We start from the raw sequence: 20,714 nt of genomic DNA, 5'->3' as shown, positions 1-20,714 counted from the left end.
CCTTTAAGAAACGGGCTATGGCCAAAATATGGCGCGAAGTCCGGCTGACATGGCGCCCTGCGCAGACGCCATGACTGACATGTTCTGGCTCTGTCTCAATGGTCCCGCGCAGCGCCGGTGTTCGCCTCCGCAGGCTGCGTGGCGCGCGGAGATGCGTGGCTGAATTGCTTCCATTCCCATGCCGATTTCGCGGAGCAGCCCGGCCGGCACTGCGCGCTGACGCCTCTGTGTCTTGACGGGCCGCGAGATCGGGGACGACACTCGCGGCAAGCAACAATGAGCTCGTAGGCATCTGGTCACGTTCCCGGAGAGGACACCATGTCGAAGCGAAGCAGCTCGCGCCGCGATGGCGCGCCCGATTCCAGCCGCCGGAATTTCCTGAAAGGTGCAACGATCGCAGGCGCGGCAGCGCTGGGCACACCGGCCGCAGCCAACACCGCGATGTCGGCGTTTCCGGAACAGCGTTCCAAAGCCGCGCTCCCCGGTCCAAGGCTTGCGGCCGCGGACGCGATGCCGCCGCCGGCCGATCCGGTCAATCATCAGACCTCGAGCGGCGGCGACTTCATGGTCGACGTGCTCAAGACGCTCGACATCGAATTACCTCGCGATGAACTGCGCCTCGAGCTTCCGCGGGCTGCACGAGGCCGTCATCAATCATGGCGGCAACAAGAAGCCCGAGATCATCACCTGTCCGCATGAAGAGATCGCGGTGCATATGGGCCAGGGCTATGCCAAGATCGAAGGCAAGCCGCTCGCCATGATCTGCCACGGCGTGGTTGGTCTGCAGCATGCATCGATGGCGATGTACAACGCCTGGTGCGAGCGCGTCCCCGTCATCGTGATGGGCGGCAACATCATGGAGGCCGACAAGCGAGCGCCGGGCGCCGAGTGGCCACATTCGGCGATCGATCCCGCGGCGCTGACGCGGGACTTCGTCAAGTGGGACGACCAGCCGGCCTCGTTGCAGCATTTCGCGGAATCGGCGCTGCGCGCCTACAAGATATCAACCACGCCGCCGATGGCGCCGGTGATGCTGTCGGTCAATCAGGAGCTGCAGGAGAATCCGATCGAGAATCGCGACCGCCTGCGGATCCCGAAGTTCACCCCGGCGACCCCGCCGCAAGGCGACGACGCGGCGCTGGCCCAGCTTGCGAAGATGCTGGTCGCGGCGGACAATCCGGTGATCCTGTGCGACCGCATGGCGCGCACGCCGGCCGGCATGCCGCGCCTGGTCGAGCTCGCGGAAACATTGCAATGCGCCGTGATCGACAATTTCGGGCGGATGAATTTCCCCTCGCGCCATCCGTTGAACCAGTCGTTCCGCGGCTCGATCCTGTCGCAGGCCGACCTAGTCGTGGCAATGGAGGTCAACGACATCTGGGCTCGCTCAGCGATTTCCACGATCGCATCGTGCGCACCTCCGAGCCGCGCTACAAGACGGCGAAGATCGTCATGCTCGGCACCCGCGGCCTCTACATGAAGGCCAACTATCAGGATCTCGGCCGCTACCAGGACGTCGACCTCGACATCTCGGGCGACGCCGAGGCGAGCCTGCCCATCCTGATCGAGCAGGTCAAACGCGGGATCGACGAGGGCCGCAAGGCCGCGTTCGATGCGCGCGGCAAGAAGCTCGCGGCGGCCAAGCTTGCCACCGTCGAGCAGGCGAAGCTTGACGCCACCATCGGCTGGGACGCGAGCCCGATCACCACGGCGCGGCTGTGTGCCGAGCTCTACAGCCAGATCAAGGATGAGGACTGGTCGCTGGTCGGCACCTCGATCGGCCTGGCACGGCCGCATCGGCTGTGGAATTTCACCAAGCCGTATCAATGGAACGGACTCGCCGGCGGCGGTGGTGTCGGCTACACCTTGCCGGCTTCGCTCGGCGCTGCGCTCGCCAACAAGCGGCACGGACGGTTGACGGTTGCGATCGGTGGCGACGGCGACTTCATGTTCGTGCCGTCGACGCTGTGGACGGCCGCGCATCATCAGATCCCGATGCTCTACATCGTGCACAACAACCGCGCCTATCATCAGGAATACATGTATCTGCAGGCGATGGCGGCGCGCCTTGGCCGCGGCATCACCAACGCCGATATCGGCACCACGATCAAGGATCCACTCGTCGACTATGCGACCGTCGCCAAGGGATTCGGCGTCTATGGCGAAGGGCCGGTCAGCGATCCGAATGCGCTGGCGCCGGCGCTGAAGCGCGCGATCGCCATGGTCAAGAGCGGCCAACCGGCGCTGCTCGATGTCGTGATGGATCAGCGGTGAGGCGGAGTTGGCGATGATGATCGGATCTGTGAAGCGCCTGGCCGCCGCCACCGCGATCGCGGCGGCTATCGCAATCGGCGGCGCCGTTGCATCGCGCGCCGAGGACGCGCCGGCGGGCGATCTCGTCAACGGCAAGCGGCTCTATCTTGCCGACGGCTGTTTCGAGTGCCACGGCCGCGCCGGGCAGGGCGGCCGCTTCAACTACCTGACGCCGGCACTGGCGCAGATCGCACTGCCGGTGGAGTCCTTCATCGCCTTCCTGCGCGAGGCGCCGAACGACATGCCGTCATTCTCAGCGGACGTGCTGTCGGACAAGGACGCCGCCGACATCCACGCCTATCTCAGCTCGCTGCCGGGCCCGAAGGCTGCGAAGGATATTCCACCGATTCTGAACCAGTGAGGTGAGCTTGGGGGCGCCGGACACGCTTCGCCCTTGCAGCCTTGGCGTCGCTGCGCCACGCGAAGCCCGCGTGGCTGGTCAAGGTGCTGCACCGGGTGTCCTGCGTTGCGCTTGAGGAGCGGACTAATGCCCCGAACCAGGTGCGTCTCCCGTCCGTCTCGACCTGTGGGTGATCTGCGCGAGCCGGTTATCAACCCCGGCTTCAGTGCGACGCATCGTGAGCGCAATGAGCCGGTGGCTCATACCGGATTCGTGCAACGCAACAAGCAAGAGTTCTTCGGTCTCGGTCCAGCTCTTGAATCTATTGGCAAGCATTTCGTAACGGTGGCGGCAGGGTATCGGACGCGTCAGTCCGCGACTCTATCGAAGTCGCACACCATGAGCGCGGTTTCCGCCAGGCTAACAATATCCACGCGCAAATCCGTGGTGGTGCCCTGACCGATGATGCCCTGCAGAGTCAGTTCTCCTCGCAAGGCTTCGATCATCCGCTTGATGCGTCGCTGGTATTTGATGCTGGAACATTCGTCGTCGTGACTGAACATGTGGCAGGCTTGCAATCTTGCTTCTTGTCGATGAGTCGCCGGGGTCAAAACGACATGTCCAACATGGGCATCGATTCGCGAAAAGGTGCTGTCGGACCGAATGGACGGTGATTTTAGGATATGAGCCGATAGTGGCGCTGTCCGCCGTTCGGGACACTTCGTTGCGACGTCAGTCCTTGAGCAGCCGCCGCAACAGCTTGCCCGCCGGTGAGCGCGGCAATTCGGTGACAAAGCTGACGTCCCGCGGCACCTTGTAGGGGGCCATGTTCTGGCGCGCCCACGCCACGAGCTGCGCCGAGTCCAGTTCGGCGCGGGGGGCCAGAACGATGAACGCCTTAACCACCTCGCCCTTCGTCGCATCGGGCATGCCGATCACTGCCGACGCCGCCACTGACGGGTGCTTGTTCAGGATCGATTCGACCTCTTCCGGGAAGACGCTGTAGCCGGAGACCTTGATCATCTCCTTGAAGCGCCCCATGAAGGTCAGATAGCCCTCGGCATCGAGGCGGCCCATGTCGCCGGTGTGGAGCCAGCCGTCGCGCAGCGCTTCTGCGGTTGCATCAGCGCGATTGCGGTAGCCCTTGAACACGCCGGGGCCACGGATCACGATTTCGCCGGGCGTACCGGTCGGTGTGTCTGTGCGGGTGTCAGGATCGATGATCCGGATCTCGTTGCCGGGCACCGGCTTGCCGTGGGTGCCCCAGCGCACCGCCGTGCGCGGCATGAAGGTGTCGACCGTGTGCGTCTCGGTCAGCCCGTACGCCGCTTCGAAGCTTTCGCAGTTCGACGCGACGGCCTGCCACTTCTTGGCAAGCGCTTCGGTCCAATCGATGCCGAAACTGGTCACGGGATTGACGCGGAGGCTGCTAAGCCTGAAATCGGAAATGTTCGGAAGCTGCGTGATCGCGACGTTCATCGGCGCCACGCTGTACCACCAGCTCACCCGGTAGCGGTCGATCGCCTGCGCTGTCACGAGCGGATCGAACCGGTACAGCAGGACGGACGTAGCGCCCGCATAGACCGGCGCGTTCACGCCCATCACCATGCCCGCGATGTGATAGAGCGGCGCGATCGAGAGCAGGACGTCGTCGGTGCCGATGCCGTTGCAGTTCACGGTCGCGGCCGTCTTGAAGATGACGTTGCGATAGGACAGCATCGCCCCCTTGGGCCGGCCCGTGCTGCCGGATGTGTAGATCATCAGCGCCGTATCGTTCATGTCGATCGCGACGGCGTCTGGCCTTGCACCGCTTGCCGCGACGGTGAGGAAGTCTTCGGTGTCGCCCGTCGCGCTAGCCGGCCCGGGGGCGGATCCCAACAATTCGTCCGGAACGCCGATCTGCGGCCGCTCAGGCAGCAGGTCCGGATAGCGGACTACGAACACATGCTCGAGCTTCGTCTTGTCGCGAACTTGCTGCACGATCGGCAACAACGGCTCGGCCGCGACGATGACGCGCGCGCCGAGATCGTCGAGCTGATAGGCGAGCTCGTGCTCCTTGTTCAGCGCTCCGCAGGGCGAAGCGACGGCGCCGATCTTCTGGATGCCGTATTGCGCCATCATGTACTGCGGGCAGTTGTTCATGAACAGCGCTACCGGCTCGCCCTTGGCGACGCCGAGCTGTTGCAGGCTCGCCGCAAATGCATCGCTCGCGCGGTCGAGCTCGAGGAACGTGATGGCGCGGCCATACCAGATGCAGGCCGGTTTTTCCGGCCGCTCACGAGCGTGACTCCGGAGTATTTCATGCAGCGGTCGTTCGTCGTTGCCCATCGGCGTGCTTGTATTGGTCATTGTCGAAAGGCTCTTGTGGTCATGCCAACTCGGAAAGGTGCAAACTGGCCGCTTCGGGGGTTATATTAGGACATTGGTGCGCGCTCGGCTTGCCTGATCTGGCTCTCGCGTGCAGGACAGGCGGGAGAAACGCGGTGCCGCCGCAAGGGCGGTTGCTGCGAAGTGAGAATTCCTGACTGAGCGAGCTGTCTGCATGAGGAACACCAGGATGCGATCCTATCCACGTCGCGTCAACTTCGAGAGCGGAGATGTCGAGTTTCGGTTGATGGGGCCGGCTGACGAGGTGGCCACGCTCAAATTCGCCAGGGCGCTTGCCGTGCACGACATGCTTTTCCTGCCGCGGAATATCAGCGAGCCGAAGGTGCTCTCGGCCTGGATCAAGGAGATCGAGCGCGGCTCCATCGTCAGCCTGCTCGCAGTCAAAGACGGTGCCGTGGTCGGGTGCGGCACGATCGCGCGGGATCCACTGTCGTGGTCGGCCCATGTCGGTGAGATCAGGACCGTGATTTCCTCCCATGTGCGCGGCACCGGCGTCGGACGGGCGCTGTCGAATGAAGCCTTTGACATCGCGTTGTCGACGGGCCTGGAACGCCTGACCGTGCAGATGACGTCGGATCAATCCCGGGCTATCGCGATCTTCGAAGGGCTCGGCTTTCGCACCGAGGCATTGCTTCGTGATCATGTGAAGGATCTCCAGGGCAAGACGCACGACATCGTGGTCCTTGGCCTCGACGTGTCGGAGGTGCAGCGTTCCGAACAGGGCGACTCGTCCGACGTGATTGAGTAGCGCGGGGCGCCCCGCGGGAGGGCGCTTAGCATCGTACAACGTCCGCTGCGCGCCGGACGATGAGAGAATAGCCCAAATCATCACTCATGCGGCCGCTCCTCGCGGCTTGGACCCGTGACTCCAAGTGTTGCAAAAAATGCAACAGAAATTGGACAAGCCGATCATTGATGCAAGATGCCTTTGCCCCGATGCTGGGCGGGTAAGTTGGTTCACCGTTCACCGCATTGCCTCGCAATCATTTTCCGGAGGTGTACTGCACTATGACGTCGACCTCTTCTCCTTCCTTAGGCCAGGCCGCTGAGGCGGTCCCTTCCGCACTCGGCGGCAAGCTCTCGTTGTTCGTTGCTGTTTCGATCATCGTCGCTGTTGCCGAGACGGTCGGAGTCGTCCAGTTCCAGATCGGACCGGGCAAGGTGCTGCTCCAACCGATGGTATGGGCGCTCCTGATCGCGGCCGCGTGGGGCCTTTCAGCGCGTTATCTGCCCGCAGTCGCGCAGATCGGTCCAGGCCTGCAGACCTATGCGGGACAACTGCTCAACGCAGGACTGTTGCTCTTCGTGATCAAGATGGCTTTCACGGTCGGTGGCGCGCTTCCGGAGGTCCAGAAGGCCGGCTGGGCGCTGATCTTCCAGGAGCTCGGCCACACCTTCGGTACGTTGGTGCTGGGTCTTCCGATCGCGCTTCTGCTCGGCGTCAAGCGCGAAGCGGTCGGCGCAACCTTCTCGATCGGCCGCGAAGGCAACATGGTGATCATCGGCGAGAAATACGGCATGAACTCTGCCGAAGGGCGCGGCGTGCTGGCCGAGTACATCACCGGCACCGTGCTCGGCGCGCTGTTCATCGCGCTCCTGGCCGGCTTCGTTGCCAGCCTGCACATCTTCGATCCGCGGTCGCTTGCGATGGGGGCCGGCGTCGGATCCGGCAGCATGATGGCGGCCGCGATCGGGACCATCAACGGCCATAACCCGCCGGAGATGGCGAAGGAACTGATTGCAATCGCCTCGGCGGCGAATCTGATGACCGCAGTGCTCGGTTTCTATTTTGCCCTGTTCTTCTCGCTGCCGGTGTGCTCCTGGCTGTATGACAGGCTGGAGCCCAGGCTCGGCCGGTTCTCGAACTTCAAGTCGGAGGACCTCGGGCCATCGATCGCCGGCGCCGGCGAGACACCGAAGCACGGCGCGTTCGGCTTCTCCGACTCGCTCCTCGCCTGGATCACCATTGCGAGCGGCGTCTTGATCGGCAATTCGCTCACCTACAAGGTTCCGCTGCTGCAAACCTGTACGGGTCTGCTGGTCGTGCTCGCGGTCGTGCTGCTGGTCGACGTTCTGGCCCGGGTGTTGTCGAAGGTGCCGCACATCCTGATCCTGGTCGCAGTAACCACCGTGCTCGGCATTCCCGGCCTGCCGCCGTTCTCCGACGCGATGATTGCCGCGGTCGACAAGCTGAACTTCCTGGCCTTCACGACCCCGGTGCTGACGCTCGCAGGCTTCTCGGTCGCCAAGGACCTCCCGATCTTCCGCAAGCTGAGCTGGCGTATTGTCGTGGTTTCGCTGACCGCTGCTGCCGGCACATTCCTCGGCGCGACCTTGATCGCCGAATACTTCCATCGCTAACCAACCGAATGGACCCGGACATGTCAAAGGAATTTGGAATCGCCGACGATATTTGTGCGCGGATGCTGGATTGGCGTCATGACATTCATGCCAATCCGGAAACCGCGTTCGAAGAGCATCGCACGGCGCAGCTCGTGGCCGATGCGTTGACGGAAATGCAGATCCCGGTCCATCGCGGCCTCGGCGGAACCGGCGTGGTCGGGACGCTGAAGAACGGCGAGGGCCCGACGATTGCGCTACGCGCCGATATGGACGCGCTTGACCTCCAGGAACTGGGAGATCGCGCGTACAAATCAACCCGCACCGGAAAGATGCACGGCTGCGGCCATGATGGCCACACCACCATGCTGCTCGGGGCTGCCGTGCAGCTTGCCCGTCATCGGCCGTTCCGCGGCACCGTTCATTTCGTTTTCCAGCCCGCCGAGGAGAATGAAGGCGGCGGCAAGAAGATGGTCGAGGAGGGGCTGTTCAAGCTGTTTCCGGCCGATGCGGTCTATGGGATGCACAACATCCCCAACATCCCGCGCGGAAAATTCGCAATCCGGACCGGCATTGCGACGGCCTTCCTCGATACCTTCGAGATCCAGGTGACCGGCAGCGGCTGTCATGCCGCGACCCCGGAGAAGGGCATCGATTCGATCCTGGTGTCGGCCGATCTCGTCTCCGCGCTGCAGGGCATCGTGAGCCGCCGGATCGGCGCGATGGACGCTGCGGTGGTGAGCGTCACCCAGATCCATGGCGGCGACACCTGGAACGTCGTGCCCGAGACGGTCACATTGCGCGGCACGGTGCGGACGCTCGACGCCGAGATACAGAATCAGGTCGAGGCCGCCATGAAGCAGGTCTGCGCCGGCGTGGCGCAAACCCATGGTGCGAAAGTCGATCTGACCTACATGCGCGGCTATCCGGGTGTGATCAACACGCCCGCCGAGACCGATGCTGCGGCGTCGGCAGCCGCAAACCTCGTCGGCATCGGGCAGGTGCAGACCGACATCAAGCCTGCAATGGGATCGGAGGATTTTGCCTTCATGCTGCAGGAGCGTCCGGGTGCCTATATCTGCATCGGCGCGGGCGAAACCGCCAATGATGCGCCGCTGCACAATCCATACTATGATTTCAATGACGCCATCCTGCCGCTCGGCGCCGCCTACTGGGTCGAGCTGGTGAAGCAACAACTGCCTGCTGACTGATGCTTTCCGTCTTCGACATTTTCAAGATCGGCATCGGCCCCTCGAGTTCGCACACGGTGGGGCCGATGCGCGCGGCCGGACAATTCGTCCGAGCGCTCGAGCGCGATGGGCTTCTGTCGAGGACAGCCCAGGTTCGCGCCGATCTCTATGGATCGCTGGGCGCGACCGGACGGGGGCATGCGACTGATCTTGGCGTGATCCTCGGCCTGCTCGGCGAGAAGCCCGATACGGTCGATCCGGCCCAGGTGGCACCACAGCTTGCCGACATCCGGCGCTCCGGCGAGTTACGGCTGCTCAATGTTCAACCGGTACCGTTCCGGCGCGGGCGCGATATCGTGTTCAAGCCCGACAGCACGCTGCCCGAACATCCCAATGGGATCCGCCTCGTGGCGTTCGCTACCGACGGCAGCCTGCTGGCGGAACGCTACTACCTCTCGATCGGCGGCGGGTTCGTGATCGAACGCGGCTCCAGCGATGTGGCCGGCAATGCCGGCGGCGTGCCTCCGGTCTGGCCGTATCCCTTCGGCACCGGCGCCGAGCTGGTCGCGCGCGCGCAGACGAGCGGCCGCTCGATCGCCGATATGGTGCTCGCCAACGAATGCATCCATCGGACCGAGGCCGAGGTTCGTGCAGGTCTCCTGAACATCTGGGACGCGATGAAACGATGCGTCGATCGCGGTTTCGGGATCGACAATGCGGGCGCGGCCGAACCGTTGCCTGGTCCGCTCAATATTCGCCGTCGCGCACCGGCCCTTTATCGCGAACTGTCGGCCCGCAACAGCGACACCGAGAACATCGATCCGCTCGCTGCGATGGATTGGGTCAACGCCTTCGCGATGGCCGTGAACGAGGAAAATGCAGCGCGGGGACGGGTCGTGACCGCGCCGACCAACGGCGCGGCCGGCGTGATTCCGGCGGTGCTGCATTACTACGTCAAGTTCAGTCCGGGCGCGAACGACGATGGCATCGTAGCTTTTCTACTCACCGCAGCCGCGATCGGCATGCTCTACAAGGCGAATGCCTCGATCTCTGGCGCGGAGGTCGGCTGTCAAGGCGAGGTCGGCGTCGCTTGCTCGATGGCCGCGGGCGGCCTGACGGCCGTGCTCGGCGGTGCGCCGGCGCAGGTCGAGAATGCGGCCGAGATCGGCATGGAGCACAATCTCGGTCTCACTTGCGATCCCGTTGGCGGATTGGTGCAGATCCCCTGCATCGAGCGCAACGCGATGGGCGCCATCAAGGCGATCAACGCCGCCCGAATGGCGTTGCGGGGCGATGGCAAGCACTATGTCTCGCTCGATGCCGTCATCAAGACGATGCTGCAGACCGGCGAGGATATGAAGTCCAAGTACAAGGAGACGTCATTGGGCGGGCTCGCGGTGAATGTTGTGGAATGCTGACCCGCAGCTCGGTGGCGCCGACGAAACACCTTGAGGAAGAAATTTGGCGCCGCAGGGGCAATCCGGGGTGCGCCCTGCCCCCAGGCTGGGGATAGGGCCAGCCCGTTGGCTGCCGCCGGCATTGCGAATGATTTTGAATTGAGCAAGACTTTAGGCTCGGGAGGAGGACGACCATGAGCGCTGGAAGGCGCCCGCAAGACACGGTGCCCGCATGTCAATTGCCGCCCGATTTCGACCAGCACGCGTATTCGGCGCAGTTGATTGCTGCCATCATTGCCGAGCTCGACAGGCAGGACGTCCGGTCGTCCCTGGCGTTGGCGGGCACGGGTTTGGCCGAGGATCAGCTCGAGGATCACACGACGCGCATCTCGTATCGGCAGATCGATACTGTGGTTCGCAACGCATTGCGCTTGTCGAGTGAGCCCACAATCGCACTTCGCGCCGGACAGCGAATGCGCGTAACGGCACACGGAATGTACGGATATGCGTTGCTGAGCAGCGCGACCTATGACGACGCGCGCGCCTTCGCCAATCGATACCTTCGCGTCGTAGGCCCACTTTGTGATGCAAGATACTCGTATGACGGTGCGGTGGTCGTCTGCGCGTTCGAGCCGCTGCATTGGCCAAATCCGACGCAGGACGTGCATCGCTTCGCTGCCGAGTTCGCTCTGTCGTCGCATTTGACGACGATGAAGGATCTGGCAGGCGAGTCGTTTCGCTTCTCGCAAATTTCCGTTGCCTACGGCGAGCCGACGCATGCCTGCGCTTACCAGGCAATCTTTGACTGCCCGGTTCTCTTTCGTCAGCGAGGCAACGAGTACAGGTACCAACTGTCGCAGGCCGATGGGCCGGTGGCGTTGGCGGATTCCCGGACCCACGGAATGGCGCGCGAGATGTGCGAGCAGGTGTTGTCCGAGGTCAATCATGCGGGCGGGATCGCGGCCGATGTCAGGCGTGTGCTGATCGAGCAGCCCGGCAGGTATCCGAGCATCGAGGCGATTGCCGAACGTCTTTCGATGCACCCGCGTGCGCTGCGGCGCAGGCTCGAGGCGGAAGACACGTCGTACCGCGAACTCCTGGCCGAGGTGCGGACGCGGCTTGCGATCGAATATCTGCGCAAGACTGCGATGACCAACGAGGAAATCGCGAACCGGCTGGGCTATAGCGATGCCGCCAACTTTCGGCACGCCTTCATCCGCTGGACCGGCAAGAGCCCATCCGATTTCCGGGTCTCTCCGCATATGTGAAGGCTGCGTGATTCAGGACAGCGGCATGTTTGACCGTTCGTCGCCTCGCGCTGTCCAAAAGTCACCTCCGAACCGGCCTCGTCGAACCTCCTCGCGGTCGAACTTCATGCCTAGATTGGTCGTCGACAGCAAACGCAACGAGCGGTGCGAGAGATACGGGGCAATGCGCGGCAGAACAATCGATCAACCGGCAATCACGCACTTCAGGTGCTGAGCGCTTCTGCTCAGGGGTGCCTCCCGAACCACAGCTGCGCCGCACCGCGGCTGTGGAGCCCCCCGGTTCGGGCGCCTCGAGACTGGCCGCGCTTCTCATCCGGGAGCGCGGCCTTTTCTTGTGGGTGCCGTGAATCCGGCGAGAATGACCTGACAGTCAAACTGTCAAGCCACGACCTTGCTGTCGCGCATCCCTGCGATGGCCGCGTCATCGTAGCCGGCCTCCCGCAAGATCTGCGCGCTGTGTTCGCCGACCGCAGGCGCCTTGCGCGGTTTGACCTTGGTCGCGCCGTCGATAAAGAACGGGCTGTCGATGGTCAGCATCTGGTCGTTCTCGAATGGCACGAGAACGCCGGCGGCCTGCATCTGCCGGTCGGCCGACAGGTCGCCCATCTCGGCGACGCATTCGAAGACGATGCCGGCCGCATCGAGCCGTGCGCGCCATTCGTCGCGGTCGCGCGTTGCGAAGGCCGCGTCGAACAGGGCGATCAGTTCCGACGAGCGGGCGAAACGATCTGCTTGCTTGGCAAAGCGTGGGTCAGTGAGGAGGTCGTCGAGGCAGAGGCATTTCGCGACGGTCGGCCAGTCGCGCTGCTCGTTGACGATCGCGAGCAGCAGCCAGCGGCCGTCACGGCAGCGGTAGTAGCAGCCGAGCGCATTGAACAGGTTCTCACGCGGCGGTCGCGGCGTGAAGGTCGCCCCGCACAGCGCCGCCTGCGCCATGATGCCGTTCGACCAGACGCCGTTGGCGAGTAGCGAGGAGCCGACCTGGGCGCCGCGGCCGGTGCGCTCGCGTTGATACAGCGCCACCGCAATGGCCGCGAACAGCGAGACACCCGATGGATGGTCGCCCATACCGGCGAGCGCCCGCGCGGGCGGCGTGCTGGCGTCGCTCCGTACCATGTCCATCAGACCCGAACGCGCCCAGTAGGCGGTGACGTCGAAACCCGGTTTTCCCGCCTCGTCGCCGGTTTCGCCATATCCGGTGAATGAGGCATAGATCAGCCGATCGTTTATCGTGGCAAGCCGCTCGTAGCCGATCGCGAGCTTCCTGCGGACCGCAAGCGGATAGTTGGTGATGAAAATATCGGCGGTCGAGGAAAGGCGATGCAGCACCGCCTGACCCTCGGGCTTCGAAAGATCGAGCGCGAGGCCACGCTTGTTGCGGTTATCGAGCAGCCAGCCATAGGGGTGGTCGGATCTCGGCATGCCCGGCAGCTTTGGCACCTGACGGAACGCGTCGCCGGCGCCGGGCGGTTCGATCTTGATCACGTCGGCGCCGAAGTCTCCCAACAGCGTCGCAGCGGTCGGTGCGGCGATGAAGCTGCCGCAGTCAATGACCTTCAAACCCTCGAAGATGCTCATGTGCGGTCTCTTCCGTTGCGTGCGGCCAGAACGTGCAGCAGCGCCACCTGGGTGTCGTCGCGTGCGCGCTCCATCTGCGGAATCGGCGTCTTGCCGAACGACGCGGCGGCCTGGTCGATGATCCGGCGCTGCAGCGCCTCGTCGAGATCGACTTGTGGAATGACCTTGAACGACGCGGCCATGTTCTTGCCGAGGTGCTGGAAGAACGATTCGAGCCCCTTCGGTCCGCCGCCCATGTGAAACGAGCTGAACGGCCCGTTCACTGCCCAGCGCAGCCCGATTGAGCTGGTGACGACGTCGTCCAGCTCGTCGACGGTGACGACGCCTTCCTGCACGAGGTAGCAGGCCTCGCGCATGATCGCGCGCTGCAACCGGTTCGCGACAAAGCCCTGAATCTCCTTCTTGAGCACGCGCGGTACCTTGCCGAGCGCTTCGTAAAAGGCCACGGCGTCGGCGGTGGCCTTCGGATCGGTGCGTTCGCCGGGAACCACCTCGACCAATGGAATGAGGTGCGGCGGATTGAAGGGATGGCCGACGAGCAGTCGGCTCGCATCCTTCATCTCGTGAGCCTGCTCTGTGGCGGGCCGCGCCGAGCTGGACGACAGCAGCAGCGCGTGTTTCGGCACCGCGGCCTCGATACGCGCCCAGAGTTGCTGCTTCCATTCGAGCTTCTCCGGACCGTTCTCCTGTACGAGGTCGGCACCGGCGACGGCGCGGGCGAGATCCGGCTCGAAGCGCAGATTACGCTCCAGCCCCTCATGCGGCAGACCAAGCTTCAGCAGTGTCGGCGCGATCTTGATCAGCGCGGCATTGACGACGGTCTCGATGTCGGGCTGCGGGTCGTTGATCACGACGTTGAGCCCGTGCGCGAGAAACAGCGCGGCCCATGAGGACCCGATGACGCCGGCTCCGATGACGCACACATTGCGATAGCGGTTGAGCACGGCGGCACGGTCTGCGGTTGCTGGCATGATTTCCTCCGAGGCGCCCGCTTACCGCGGCTGATCCAGATAGTTGTGGCAGCGCTTGGCGCGGGACAGTGTCAGGTCGGTCATGATGTGGCTGCACGCGACGATCTCGCGCACCGGAAAATCCGCCATCGGTGCCAATGCGTGCGCGAACAGCTCGAGCCGTGCCGGGCCGGTCCATGCGCCCTTGACCGTGATGTCGGTGATCTCGGAGCGCAGCAGCTCGCAGATGCGTGGCTCGCCCGCAGGCTTCGGACTGTCATATGTCCAGAGGATTTTCAGCATGAAGGTCGGCACGCAGATCTCGGTCTTTGCCTTCTCGAGGTCTATCGCACGGTGCTTGTAGCCCATCGTCGCGGTGGCAACCCGAAGCGTGCCGTAATCCATCGTGCCCACCAGCGTGTCGGAATCGACGTAAAGCCTCGGCTTGCCGATCACCTTTGGGTAGCCGCTGATCTCGCGGCCGGATGCCAGCGCCGGCAAATTGTCGAGATACATGGCGTGAAGGTATTCACCCTTCTCCTCGCCAAAGCGCACCTGGACCGCTTGGCCGCATTCGGTGTAGTCGCCGAGGCCCGAGGTGTCCGGCATCCGCATGATTTCCCAGCGGACCAGCGGGTCGTCGATCTCCAGCGGCTCGGGAACGACGGCGCGCAACGCCTCGATGTCGGTGCGATAGAGGATGTTGAAGTATTCGCGGTTGTTGAAACGAAAAGGTCCGCGGGGAAATGCCGGTGCGCCGATTGGCGTCGTCAGCTGCTTGAGAACGTCTTCCCGTCGCATCCGCTCCTCCCCTGATAGCTTGCAATGGTCCGTACGGGCCTCCGGCTGTGTGCCGGCTATCGAGCAAGCGTCGCGAGCCTAGCGATCTCGCAAAACGTAGAAAGGTGCGATTGGACCGCCGACCGGGTGACTTCCGGACGCGGATTGCGTCGCGTACGGCCTGCAGGCATGCGGTCATTGCGTCGCATACGCGATCGGGCTTACGCTCGGAATGGTAGATCAATCGCAGGGAGGAACGCGCGGAATGCCAGGGGACAAGCGGTCGTCATGACCAGGCACGATCCGCAGGCAAGCGAACCGCCAGGTCGAACGTCAGCCGGTTTCTCGCAGCGTATCTTCCCGCCGCATTCGATCGCGGCCATTGCGGCCGAGCTTCGCCAGCAGGGCATTGATCCATCGACGGTTCTCGATGGCACCAGGCTTGGCATCGCCCAGCTCGAGTCCCATACGACGCGAATATCGTATCGGCAGCTCGACACGGTGATCCGCAATGCGCTGCGGCTGGCAAAGGACCCCGCCATTGCGCTACGCTCGGGCGCGCGAATGCACATCACCGCCTACGGCATGTACGGATACGCGCTGCTGAGCAGCGCAACGCACGCCGAGGCCCGCGACTTTGCGGCGCGGTATATCCGCGTGGTGGGGCCGTTCTGCGATTTCGGCCTCTCCTATGAGGGGGAGACGGTGGCGGCGACGTTCCAGCCCATGCACTGGCCGAATCCGACCGAGAGCGTGCATCGCTTCGCAGTGGAGTTCGCGCTGGCCGCGCACCTGACGACCATTCGCGACCGCTCCGGTCAGGGCTTCGGGTTCTCGCGCGTGCTGCTCGACTATGCGCCGCCACCGTCCACCGTGGCCTATCAGAGCCTTTTCCAATGCCCGGTGCTCTTCAACCAACTTCATTGCGGATACGAATACGCGCGCAACGACGGTCCGCGGGCGCTGGCCGATCCGCGAACCCACGCCATGGCGCGGGAGATGTGCGAGGAGATACTCGGCGAGGTGAACAGCGCCGGCGGTGTTGCCGCCGATATCCGCCGGATATTGATCGAGCAGCCGGGCAGCTATCCAAGTATCGAGGCGATCGCGGGGCAGCTCGACATCTATCCCCGCGCGCTGCGGCGCAGGCTCGAAGCGGAGGGAACCTCATATCGCGATCTGCTTGCAGAGGTGCGCATGCGGCTTGCGATCGAGTATCTGCGCAAGACGCGCATGACCAATGAGGAGATTGCCAGTCGCCTCGGCTACAGCGACGCGGCCAATTTCCGCCACGCCTTTTTGCGCTGGACCGGCAGGAATCCCTCCGAGTTCCGAAGCGACGAAGGACTTTGATCCCGAGATATCCACGGGGGGCTTCGCGCGCTCTGTCCGCAGTTCACCGGCAAACTGGTTCAATCGAACCTTTTGCGTGGGCGAAGCACGTCTATGCTCGGTGCCGTGGTTGCGCTCGCGATCGCGTTCTCCCAACCTCGACCGCCCTCCCTCGGCGGTCTTTTTTTGGCCGGTCTTGTCCGGAACTCACCCTCAAACGCGACCAATCGAACCTTCCGCTGCCTGGTCCGGCTTACTAGCCTGCCGGCAGATAGCGACGAACCGGATTGCGAGGCCGGCGAACAGGCGCTGAAGGCGGACGAGGAGGCTCGTGTATCACCCGTCACCAAATCTCGTGCAGTGTCTCTATTCGCCGCAACGGATCGCTGCCGTGGTGGATGTCCTGGCCGAAGACGGGATCTCCGCGTCGCGCGCGCTCGGCGGCGCCAATTTGAGAAGTGCCGACCTCAGGGATTCGTCGGTACGCGTCTCCTACCGGCAGGTCGAAACGGTCTTTCGCAATGCGATGCGGCTGTCGCAGGATCCGGCGATCGCGTTTCGCGCCGGAGAGCGAATGCATGTCCTGGCTTACGGCATGTATGGCTATGCGATGTTGAGCAGCCGGACGCGCACCGAAGTCATCGATTTCGCGGCCAAGTATGGCCGTATCCTGGGTACGGTCGCCGACATCGACTTTACCCGCAAGGACGATACGACGAGCTGCCTGCTCGATCCTCTGTTATCTCGCGATCCGGCTGATGACGTCTATCGGTTCGCGCTGGAGTTCGCGTTTGCGACCTGTCAGACGCTGAGCCGCGATGTCTATGGTGGCGCGTTCCGCTTCTCGAAGCTGAGCGCCGCCTACGCGACGCCGCCCCACGCCAGGAGCTACGATCGGATCTTTCAGTGTCCGATCGAGTTCGGACAATCCAGGAACATGCTGGAGTTCGACACGGCCTGGATCGACCATCGGGCGATCAGCCCCGACGAGATGACCAGGGCGATGGCAGTCCGAATCTGCCGACAGCATCTCGATCCTGTCGTGCAGGACGATGGCCTCGCCGCCGACATAAGGCGTCGGCTCGTCGAGCATCCCGGCCGCTTCCCGAGCATCGAGGCAATGGCGGCGGAGCTCATGATTCACCCGCGCACATTTCGCCGCAGGCTGCAACTGCAGCAGAAAACCTACCGGCAGATCGTCTCCGAGTTCCGCATGCAACTCGCGGTCGGCTATCTGCGTAACACCCAAATGACCAATGACGAGATCGCCGCGCGGCTTGCCTACAGCGACGCGGCGAACTTCCGCCACGCCTTCGTCCGCTGGACCGGCAAATGCCCATCGGATTTCCGCAATGGCCGGGCACCAGGCGTCGCAGCATGCACGCAAGATTTGTTGGCGGATGTCCCAAACTAACCGCTCAAGTGGGCCAATTGCACCTTTTACCGATCTGACCTGCCCGATAGCGTTTTGAGACCAAGGGAATGCATGGCTGCGCGATCGGGATTGGTATGGAGCCGCTCGCGGGGCTTGGCAGCAATCATAAAAATGACGGGTCGTGCGGGTCGTACCGTGTGATCCGGGAGGGGACATTTAGACATGAAAACGGCCGTTGACCGTTCCGCACCGCCGTCGCAGCTGCTGCTCGCGCTCGAGGCGCGCGGGATCTGGGAGCTGCAGGCGTTCTTCGCAAGCTATCCGCTGCTTCGGCGCGCGCCGCGCGGCGACGGACATCCCGTGCTGGTATTGCCGGGGCTCTCCGCCAGCGATATGTCGACGCGGCCGTTGCGCGCGTATTTGAAGGCACAAGGCTATGCGGCGCACGGCTGGAAGCTTGGGCCCAACCACGGACCGCGTCCCGGCGTCGAGGCCGCGATGGATGCGCGGCTGGCCGAGCTTGCCGAGCGCTACCAGCGCAAGGTGAGCCTAATCGGATGGAGCCTTGGTGGCGTCTTTGCACGCGAGATTGCACGGCGCACGCCCGAGCTGGTGCGTCAGGTGATCACACTCGGCAGCCCGTTCGCGAACGAGCCGAAGGCGAGCAATGCGTGGCGTCTCTATGAGGTCCTGAGCGAGCGTCGGGTCGACGATTGGCCCGACCGGGATGTGATGAAGCTGCCGCCGCCGGTGCCGAGCACGGCAATCTACTCGCGCACGGACGGCATCGTCTCGTGGTGGGGTTGCCGGGAGCAGCCCGGCGCGCAGACGCAGAACATCGAGGTCGAGGGCAGTCATTGCGGCCTCGGACACAATCCGGCGGCGCTCTACGCGATCGCCGATCGGCTCGCGCTGCCGGAGGATGATTGGTCGCCATTCGACCGCAGCGGTCTTCGCGGCCTGGTCTACCCCGATCCTGATCGTACCGAGAACAGCCTTTCTCTGCTTTGGCCGCGCGCGTCCGCAGCCTGACGCGCAGTCCGCTGGACGGCATTTCGCCGCCATCAGCCAAATACCAGAAGGAGGAGATCGATGGGGACCGATGACAGTCAATCCGACGCAATGGGCATAGGCACGATGCCGTGGCTCGGGGACCTGAAGAAAATGGCTGAGAGGTTCACGCTGCCCGGGATCGATATTGGCGCGTTGATCGAGTGGCAGCGCAAGGACATGGAGGCGTTGGCGGAGGCAAACCGACAGGCCTATGAAGGCGTCCAGGCGCTGGTCAGCCGGCGCAACGAGATCCTGCAGGAAACGCTCGCGCAGTGGCAGGCGGCGATGAAGGGTTTCGGCAGCGGCGATATCCTGACCAATCAGGCGGAGACCGCCAAGCAGCAGGTCGAGAAGGCCCTCGCGAACTTCCGAGAGCTATCGCAGATGGAGGCGCAGGCTCGCAACAACGCCTGGAAGGTCATGCAGGACCGCATGCAGGAGAACCTCGCGAACCTGCAGAAGTTGCTGCAGCCAAAATAGCACCGCCCTTGGTGCCAACGATCGGGGGAAGCCATGAGTCTGGCCAAGTTGCAGGACTTGACGGGTCGCGTCGCGCTCGTCACGGGCGGATCGAGAGGTCTCGGCCTCCAGATTGCCGAGGTGCTGGGCGAGCTTGGCGCGAAGGTCGCGATCACCGCGCGCAAGCGCGATGAACTCGACGCGGCGGCCGCTCACCTCAAGGGGTTGGGGGTCGATGCGCTGCCCGTGGTTTGCGACATGGGAAAGCCGGAGACGATCCCGCCGATGGTCGAACAGGTCGTGGCGGCACTCGGCCCGATCGACATCCTGGTCAACAACGCCGGCACGTCATGGGGCGCGCCGACGATCGAGCATTCGCTCGACGGCTGGAACAAGGTGATCAACCTTAACGTGACCGCGATCTTCGTCGCCACGCAGGAAGTCGGACGTCGCTGCATGGTGCCGCGGCGCAGCGGCAAGGTGATCAACATCGCATCGATCCAGGGGCTGACCGGCTGCTATCCGGAAGGCACGCCGACGCTCGCCTACAACACGAGCAAGGGTGCGGTTGTCAATCTGACCCGCACGCTCGCCAACGAATGGGCGCCGCTCGGGATCAACGTCAACGCGATCGCGCCGGGCTATTTCCCGACCAAGATGACCGCTCAGCTCGACCAGGGCACGACCTCGCATATGGCTCCCATGAATCGCGGAGGCGGTCCCGAAGACCTCAAGGGTGTCGCAGCGCTGCTCGCCTCCGACGCCTGTGCATTCATTACGGGCCAGACCATTGCGGTCGATGGCGGCGTCACCGCTGTCTGATCTCGGCGACAATACAACGGAGAGAGCTGATGAACGACATGCCCTGGATACGATCCTATCCCGACGGCGTGCGCTGGGATATCGACATCGCTACCGGACCGGTGCAGCGGATTCTCGACGAGGCGGTTGCCAAATGGCCGATGCGCCCTGCCATCGACTTCATGGGCAAGCAGATCACCTATGGTGAGCTCGGGCGGCTGACGGATCGCGTGGCGAAGGGCCTGCAACTGCTCGGTGTGAAGCCGGGTGTCCATGTCGGGCTCTATCTGCCGAACACGCCGCATTACATTATCGCATTCTTCGGCATCCTCAAGGCAGGCGGTACGGCGGTCAACTATTCGCCGCTCGACGCCGCCAAGGTGCTCGAGCACAAGATCGAGGACAGCCGCACCGATATTCTCATCACCCTCGATATGGTCTCGCTCTATCCGCAGATGGCGGCGATGCTGGGCAAGACCAGGCTGAAGAAGCTGGTGGTTGGTACGGTCGGCGAGTTCACGGCGGATCCCGACAAGGTCATCGGCGAGATGAAGGCGACCAAGCAGCTGAGCGCGGTGACGTGGGACGATAATCACGTCAGCTTTGGCCAGCTGATCCACAATGACGGCGCCTACGAAGTCTATGCGATCGACGATCCCAACGAGACGATCGCCGTGTTGCAATACACCGGCGGCACGACCGGGTTGCCCAAAGGTGCAATGCTCACCCATGCCAATCTGACCAGCGCGTGCCAGCAATACCGGGCCACCACGGCGGGCTCACCGCCGGTGCTGGTCGACGGGCAGGAGCGCTTCCTTGCCGTGCTGCCGCCATTCCACATCTACGCGTTGTCCGTGAACGTGCTGTTCGGCGTCCTGATGGGGGCGGAGATCATCCAGCATGTGCGCTTTGATCCGAAGGCATCGCTCGAGGAAATCTCGACAAAATCGGTCAGTGTGTTCTGCGGGGTGCCGACGATGTTCACGGCGCTGATCAACCACCCGGAGACGCCAAAGCACAGCTTGCGCACGCTGAAATATTGTGGGTCCGGCGGAGCGCCGCTGCCGCTCGAGGTGGCGCAGCAGTTCGCGTCGATCACCGGCTGCAATCTGAGCGAAGGCTGGGGCATGACCGAGACCTCGCCGAGCGG

General features: G+C 63.6%; 20 protein-coding genes. 15 read left to right on the top strand and 5 right to left on the bottom strand.

Annotated elements, in window-relative coordinates; all coding sequences use genetic code 11:
• The first annotated feature begins 318 nt into the window (after positions 1-318).
• From FNJ47_RS23105 to FNJ47_RS23090, 4 genes are read left to right on the top strand one after another with little or no spacing between them, the layout of a single operon-like run.
• A complete protein-coding gene (locus tag FNJ47_RS23105; RefSeq protein WP_163157218.1) occupies positions 319-699 on the top strand; it encodes a twin-arginine translocation signal domain-containing protein in 381 nt (126 codons plus the stop codon).
• Positions 608-1,480, top strand: coding sequence for a thiamine pyrophosphate-binding protein (locus FNJ47_RS23100; RefSeq protein ID WP_163157216.1), 873 nt, complete (start codon positions 608-610; stop codon positions 1,478-1,480). The genes FNJ47_RS23105 and FNJ47_RS23100 overlap by 92 nt, the downstream gene beginning before the upstream one ends.
• On the top strand, positions 1,411-2,274 hold the full coding sequence (locus FNJ47_RS23095; protein WP_163157214.1) for a thiamine pyrophosphate-dependent enzyme: 864 nt from the start codon (positions 1,411-1,413) through the stop codon (positions 2,272-2,274). The genes FNJ47_RS23100 and FNJ47_RS23095 overlap by 70 nt, the downstream gene beginning before the upstream one ends.
• 13 nt (positions 2,275-2,287) lie before the next feature.
• Positions 2,288-2,674: a c-type cytochrome gene (locus FNJ47_RS23090; RefSeq protein WP_163157212.1), complete on the top strand. Its 387-nt coding sequence runs from the start codon at positions 2,288-2,290 to the stop codon at positions 2,672-2,674.
• Between the two features lie 347 nt (positions 2,675-3,021).
• On the opposite strand, the gene FNJ47_RS23085 is transcribed toward FNJ47_RS23090, so the two are convergent.
• A complete protein-coding gene (locus FNJ47_RS23085; protein ID WP_163157210.1) occupies positions 3,022-3,216 on the bottom strand; it encodes a hypothetical protein in 195 nt (64 codons plus the stop codon).
• Positions 3,217-3,385: 169 nt separating this feature from the next.
• On the bottom strand, positions 3,386-5,002 hold the full coding sequence (locus FNJ47_RS23080; RefSeq protein ID WP_163157208.1) for an AMP-binding protein: 1,617 nt from the start codon (positions 5,000-5,002) through the stop codon (positions 3,386-3,388).
• A gap of 193 nt (positions 5,003-5,195) precedes the next feature.
• Here FNJ47_RS23080 and FNJ47_RS23075 point away from each other — a divergent pair, with 193 nt between their 5' ends.
• The 5 genes from FNJ47_RS23075 to FNJ47_RS23055 all read left to right on the top strand — a co-directional run bounded on the left by FNJ47_RS23075 (position 5,196) and on the right by FNJ47_RS23055 (position 11,236).
• Positions 5,196-5,789, top strand: coding sequence for a GNAT family N-acetyltransferase (locus FNJ47_RS23075; RefSeq protein WP_163157206.1), 594 nt, complete (start codon positions 5,196-5,198; stop codon positions 5,787-5,789).
• 335 nt (positions 5,790-6,124) lie between these two features.
• Entirely contained in the window at positions 6,125-7,402 is a 1,278-nt protein-coding gene (locus FNJ47_RS23070; RefSeq protein WP_236000058.1) for a DUF3100 domain-containing protein, read from the top strand.
• Positions 7,403-7,422: 20 nt separating this feature from the next.
• A complete protein-coding gene (locus FNJ47_RS23065; protein WP_163157202.1) occupies positions 7,423-8,592 on the top strand; it encodes a M20 aminoacylase family protein in 1,170 nt (389 codons plus the stop codon).
• Positions 8,589-9,989 carry an L-serine ammonia-lyase gene (locus tag FNJ47_RS23060; protein ID WP_163157245.1) on the top strand — a complete coding sequence of 467 codons (1,401 nt, stop codon included), beginning with the start codon at positions 8,589-8,591 and terminating at the stop codon, positions 9,987-9,989. The genes FNJ47_RS23065 and FNJ47_RS23060 overlap by 4 nt, the downstream gene beginning before the upstream one ends.
• A 173-nt stretch (positions 9,990-10,162) precedes the next feature.
• Entirely contained in the window at positions 10,163-11,236 is a 1,074-nt protein-coding gene (locus FNJ47_RS23055) for an AraC family transcriptional regulator (protein ID WP_163157200.1), read from the top strand.
• A gap of 378 nt (positions 11,237-11,614) precedes the next feature.
• On the opposite strand, the gene FNJ47_RS23050 is transcribed toward FNJ47_RS23055, so the two are convergent.
• From FNJ47_RS23050 to FNJ47_RS23040, 3 genes are read right to left on the bottom strand one after another with little or no spacing between them, the layout of a single operon-like run.
• On the bottom strand, positions 11,615-12,814 hold the full coding sequence (locus tag FNJ47_RS23050) for a CaiB/BaiF CoA transferase family protein (protein WP_163157198.1): 1,200 nt from the start codon (positions 12,812-12,814) through the stop codon (positions 11,615-11,617).
• Positions 12,811-13,785: a 3-hydroxyacyl-CoA dehydrogenase NAD-binding domain-containing protein gene (locus FNJ47_RS23045; RefSeq protein ID WP_163157195.1), complete on the bottom strand. Its 975-nt coding sequence runs from the start codon at positions 13,783-13,785 to the stop codon at positions 12,811-12,813. Before FNJ47_RS23045 ends, FNJ47_RS23050 begins: the two co-directional genes overlap by 4 nt.
• Positions 13,786-13,806: 21 nt before the next feature.
• A complete protein-coding gene (locus FNJ47_RS23040) occupies positions 13,807-14,565 on the bottom strand; it encodes an acetoacetate decarboxylase (protein ID WP_163157193.1) in 759 nt (252 codons plus the stop codon).
• 267 nt (positions 14,566-14,832) lie between these two features.
• Between FNJ47_RS23040 and FNJ47_RS23035 the strand changes: the two genes are divergently transcribed.
• From FNJ47_RS23035 to FNJ47_RS23010, 6 genes are all read left to right on the top strand, one after another.
• Positions 14,833-15,897 (top strand): AraC family transcriptional regulator, encoded by a 1,065-nt coding sequence (locus FNJ47_RS23035; RefSeq protein WP_163157191.1) that lies wholly within the window; start codon positions 14,833-14,835, stop codon positions 15,895-15,897.
• Between the two features lie 310 nt (positions 15,898-16,207).
• The gene (locus tag FNJ47_RS23030) at positions 16,208-17,290 is read left to right on the top strand and encodes an AraC family transcriptional regulator (RefSeq protein WP_347341704.1); all 1,083 of its coding nucleotides are present in this window, start codon (positions 16,208-16,210) and stop codon (positions 17,288-17,290) included.
• Between the two features lie 183 nt (positions 17,291-17,473).
• A complete protein-coding gene (locus tag FNJ47_RS23025) occupies positions 17,474-18,283 on the top strand; it encodes an esterase/lipase family protein (protein WP_163157189.1) in 810 nt (269 codons plus the stop codon).
• 60 nt (positions 18,284-18,343) lie between these two features.
• Positions 18,344-18,784, top strand: a complete 441-nt coding sequence (gene phaP, locus FNJ47_RS23020; protein ID WP_236000057.1) for a phasin family protein — start codon at positions 18,344-18,346, stop codon at positions 18,782-18,784.
• 33 nt (positions 18,785-18,817) lie between these two features.
• On the top strand, positions 18,818-19,585 hold the full coding sequence (locus FNJ47_RS23015) for an SDR family oxidoreductase (RefSeq protein ID WP_163157187.1): 768 nt from the start codon (positions 18,818-18,820) through the stop codon (positions 19,583-19,585).
• 29 nt (positions 19,586-19,614) lie between these two features.
• A partial coding sequence (locus tag FNJ47_RS23010) for an AMP-binding protein (protein WP_163157185.1) occupies positions 19,615-20,714 on the top strand: 1,100 nt, incomplete at its 3' end.

The sequence above is a fragment of the Bradyrhizobium uaiense genome, assembly GCF_010811875.1.
Taxonomy (GTDB): Bacteria; Pseudomonadota; Alphaproteobacteria; order Rhizobiales; family Xanthobacteraceae; genus Bradyrhizobium; species Bradyrhizobium uaiense.
Note: the sequence above shows the minus strand (reverse complement) of the source record. Positions and strands in the feature narration are given on the sequence as shown.

What these genes read in the sequence shown, in the direction of transcription:
- FNJ47_RS23040 (WP_163157193.1), bottom strand. Translation starts at nt 14,565, where the DNA reads ATGCGACGGGAAGACGTTCTCAAGCAGCTGACGACGCCAATCGGCGCA.
- FNJ47_RS23080 (WP_163157208.1), bottom strand. Translation starts at nt 5,002, where the DNA reads ATGACCAATACAAGCACGCCGATGGGCAACGACGAACGACCGCTGCAT.
- FNJ47_RS23045 (WP_163157195.1), bottom strand. Translation starts at nt 13,785, where the DNA reads ATGCCAGCAACCGCAGACCGTGCCGCCGTGCTCAACCGCTATCGCAAT.
- phaP (WP_236000057.1), top strand. Translation starts at nt 18,344, where the DNA reads ATGGGGACCGATGACAGTCAATCCGACGCAATGGGCATAGGCACGATG.
- FNJ47_RS23035 (WP_163157191.1), top strand. Translation starts at nt 14,833, where the DNA reads ATGACCAGGCACGATCCGCAGGCAAGCGAACCGCCAGGTCGAACGTCA.
- FNJ47_RS23055 (WP_163157200.1), top strand. Translation starts at nt 10,163, where the DNA reads ATGAGCGCTGGAAGGCGCCCGCAAGACACGGTGCCCGCATGTCAATTG.
- FNJ47_RS23085 (WP_163157210.1), bottom strand. Translation starts at nt 3,216, where the DNA reads ATGTTCAGTCACGACGACGAATGTTCCAGCATCAAATACCAGCGACGC.
- FNJ47_RS23015 (WP_163157187.1), top strand. Translation starts at nt 18,818, where the DNA reads ATGAGTCTGGCCAAGTTGCAGGACTTGACGGGTCGCGTCGCGCTCGTC.
- FNJ47_RS23105 (WP_163157218.1), top strand. Translation starts at nt 319, where the DNA reads ATGTCGAAGCGAAGCAGCTCGCGCCGCGATGGCGCGCCCGATTCCAGC.
- FNJ47_RS23065 (WP_163157202.1), top strand. Translation starts at nt 7,423, where the DNA reads ATGTCAAAGGAATTTGGAATCGCCGACGATATTTGTGCGCGGATGCTG.
- FNJ47_RS23050 (WP_163157198.1), bottom strand. Translation starts at nt 12,814, where the DNA reads ATGAGCATCTTCGAGGGTTTGAAGGTCATTGACTGCGGCAGCTTCATC.
- FNJ47_RS23100 (WP_163157216.1), top strand. Translation starts at nt 608, where the DNA reads ATGAACTGCGCCTCGAGCTTCCGCGGGCTGCACGAGGCCGTCATCAAT.
- FNJ47_RS23025 (WP_163157189.1), top strand. Translation starts at nt 17,474, where the DNA reads ATGAAAACGGCCGTTGACCGTTCCGCACCGCCGTCGCAGCTGCTGCTC.
- FNJ47_RS23090 (WP_163157212.1), top strand. Translation starts at nt 2,288, where the DNA reads ATGATGATCGGATCTGTGAAGCGCCTGGCCGCCGCCACCGCGATCGCG.
- FNJ47_RS23075 (WP_163157206.1), top strand. Translation starts at nt 5,196, where the DNA reads ATGAGGAACACCAGGATGCGATCCTATCCACGTCGCGTCAACTTCGAG.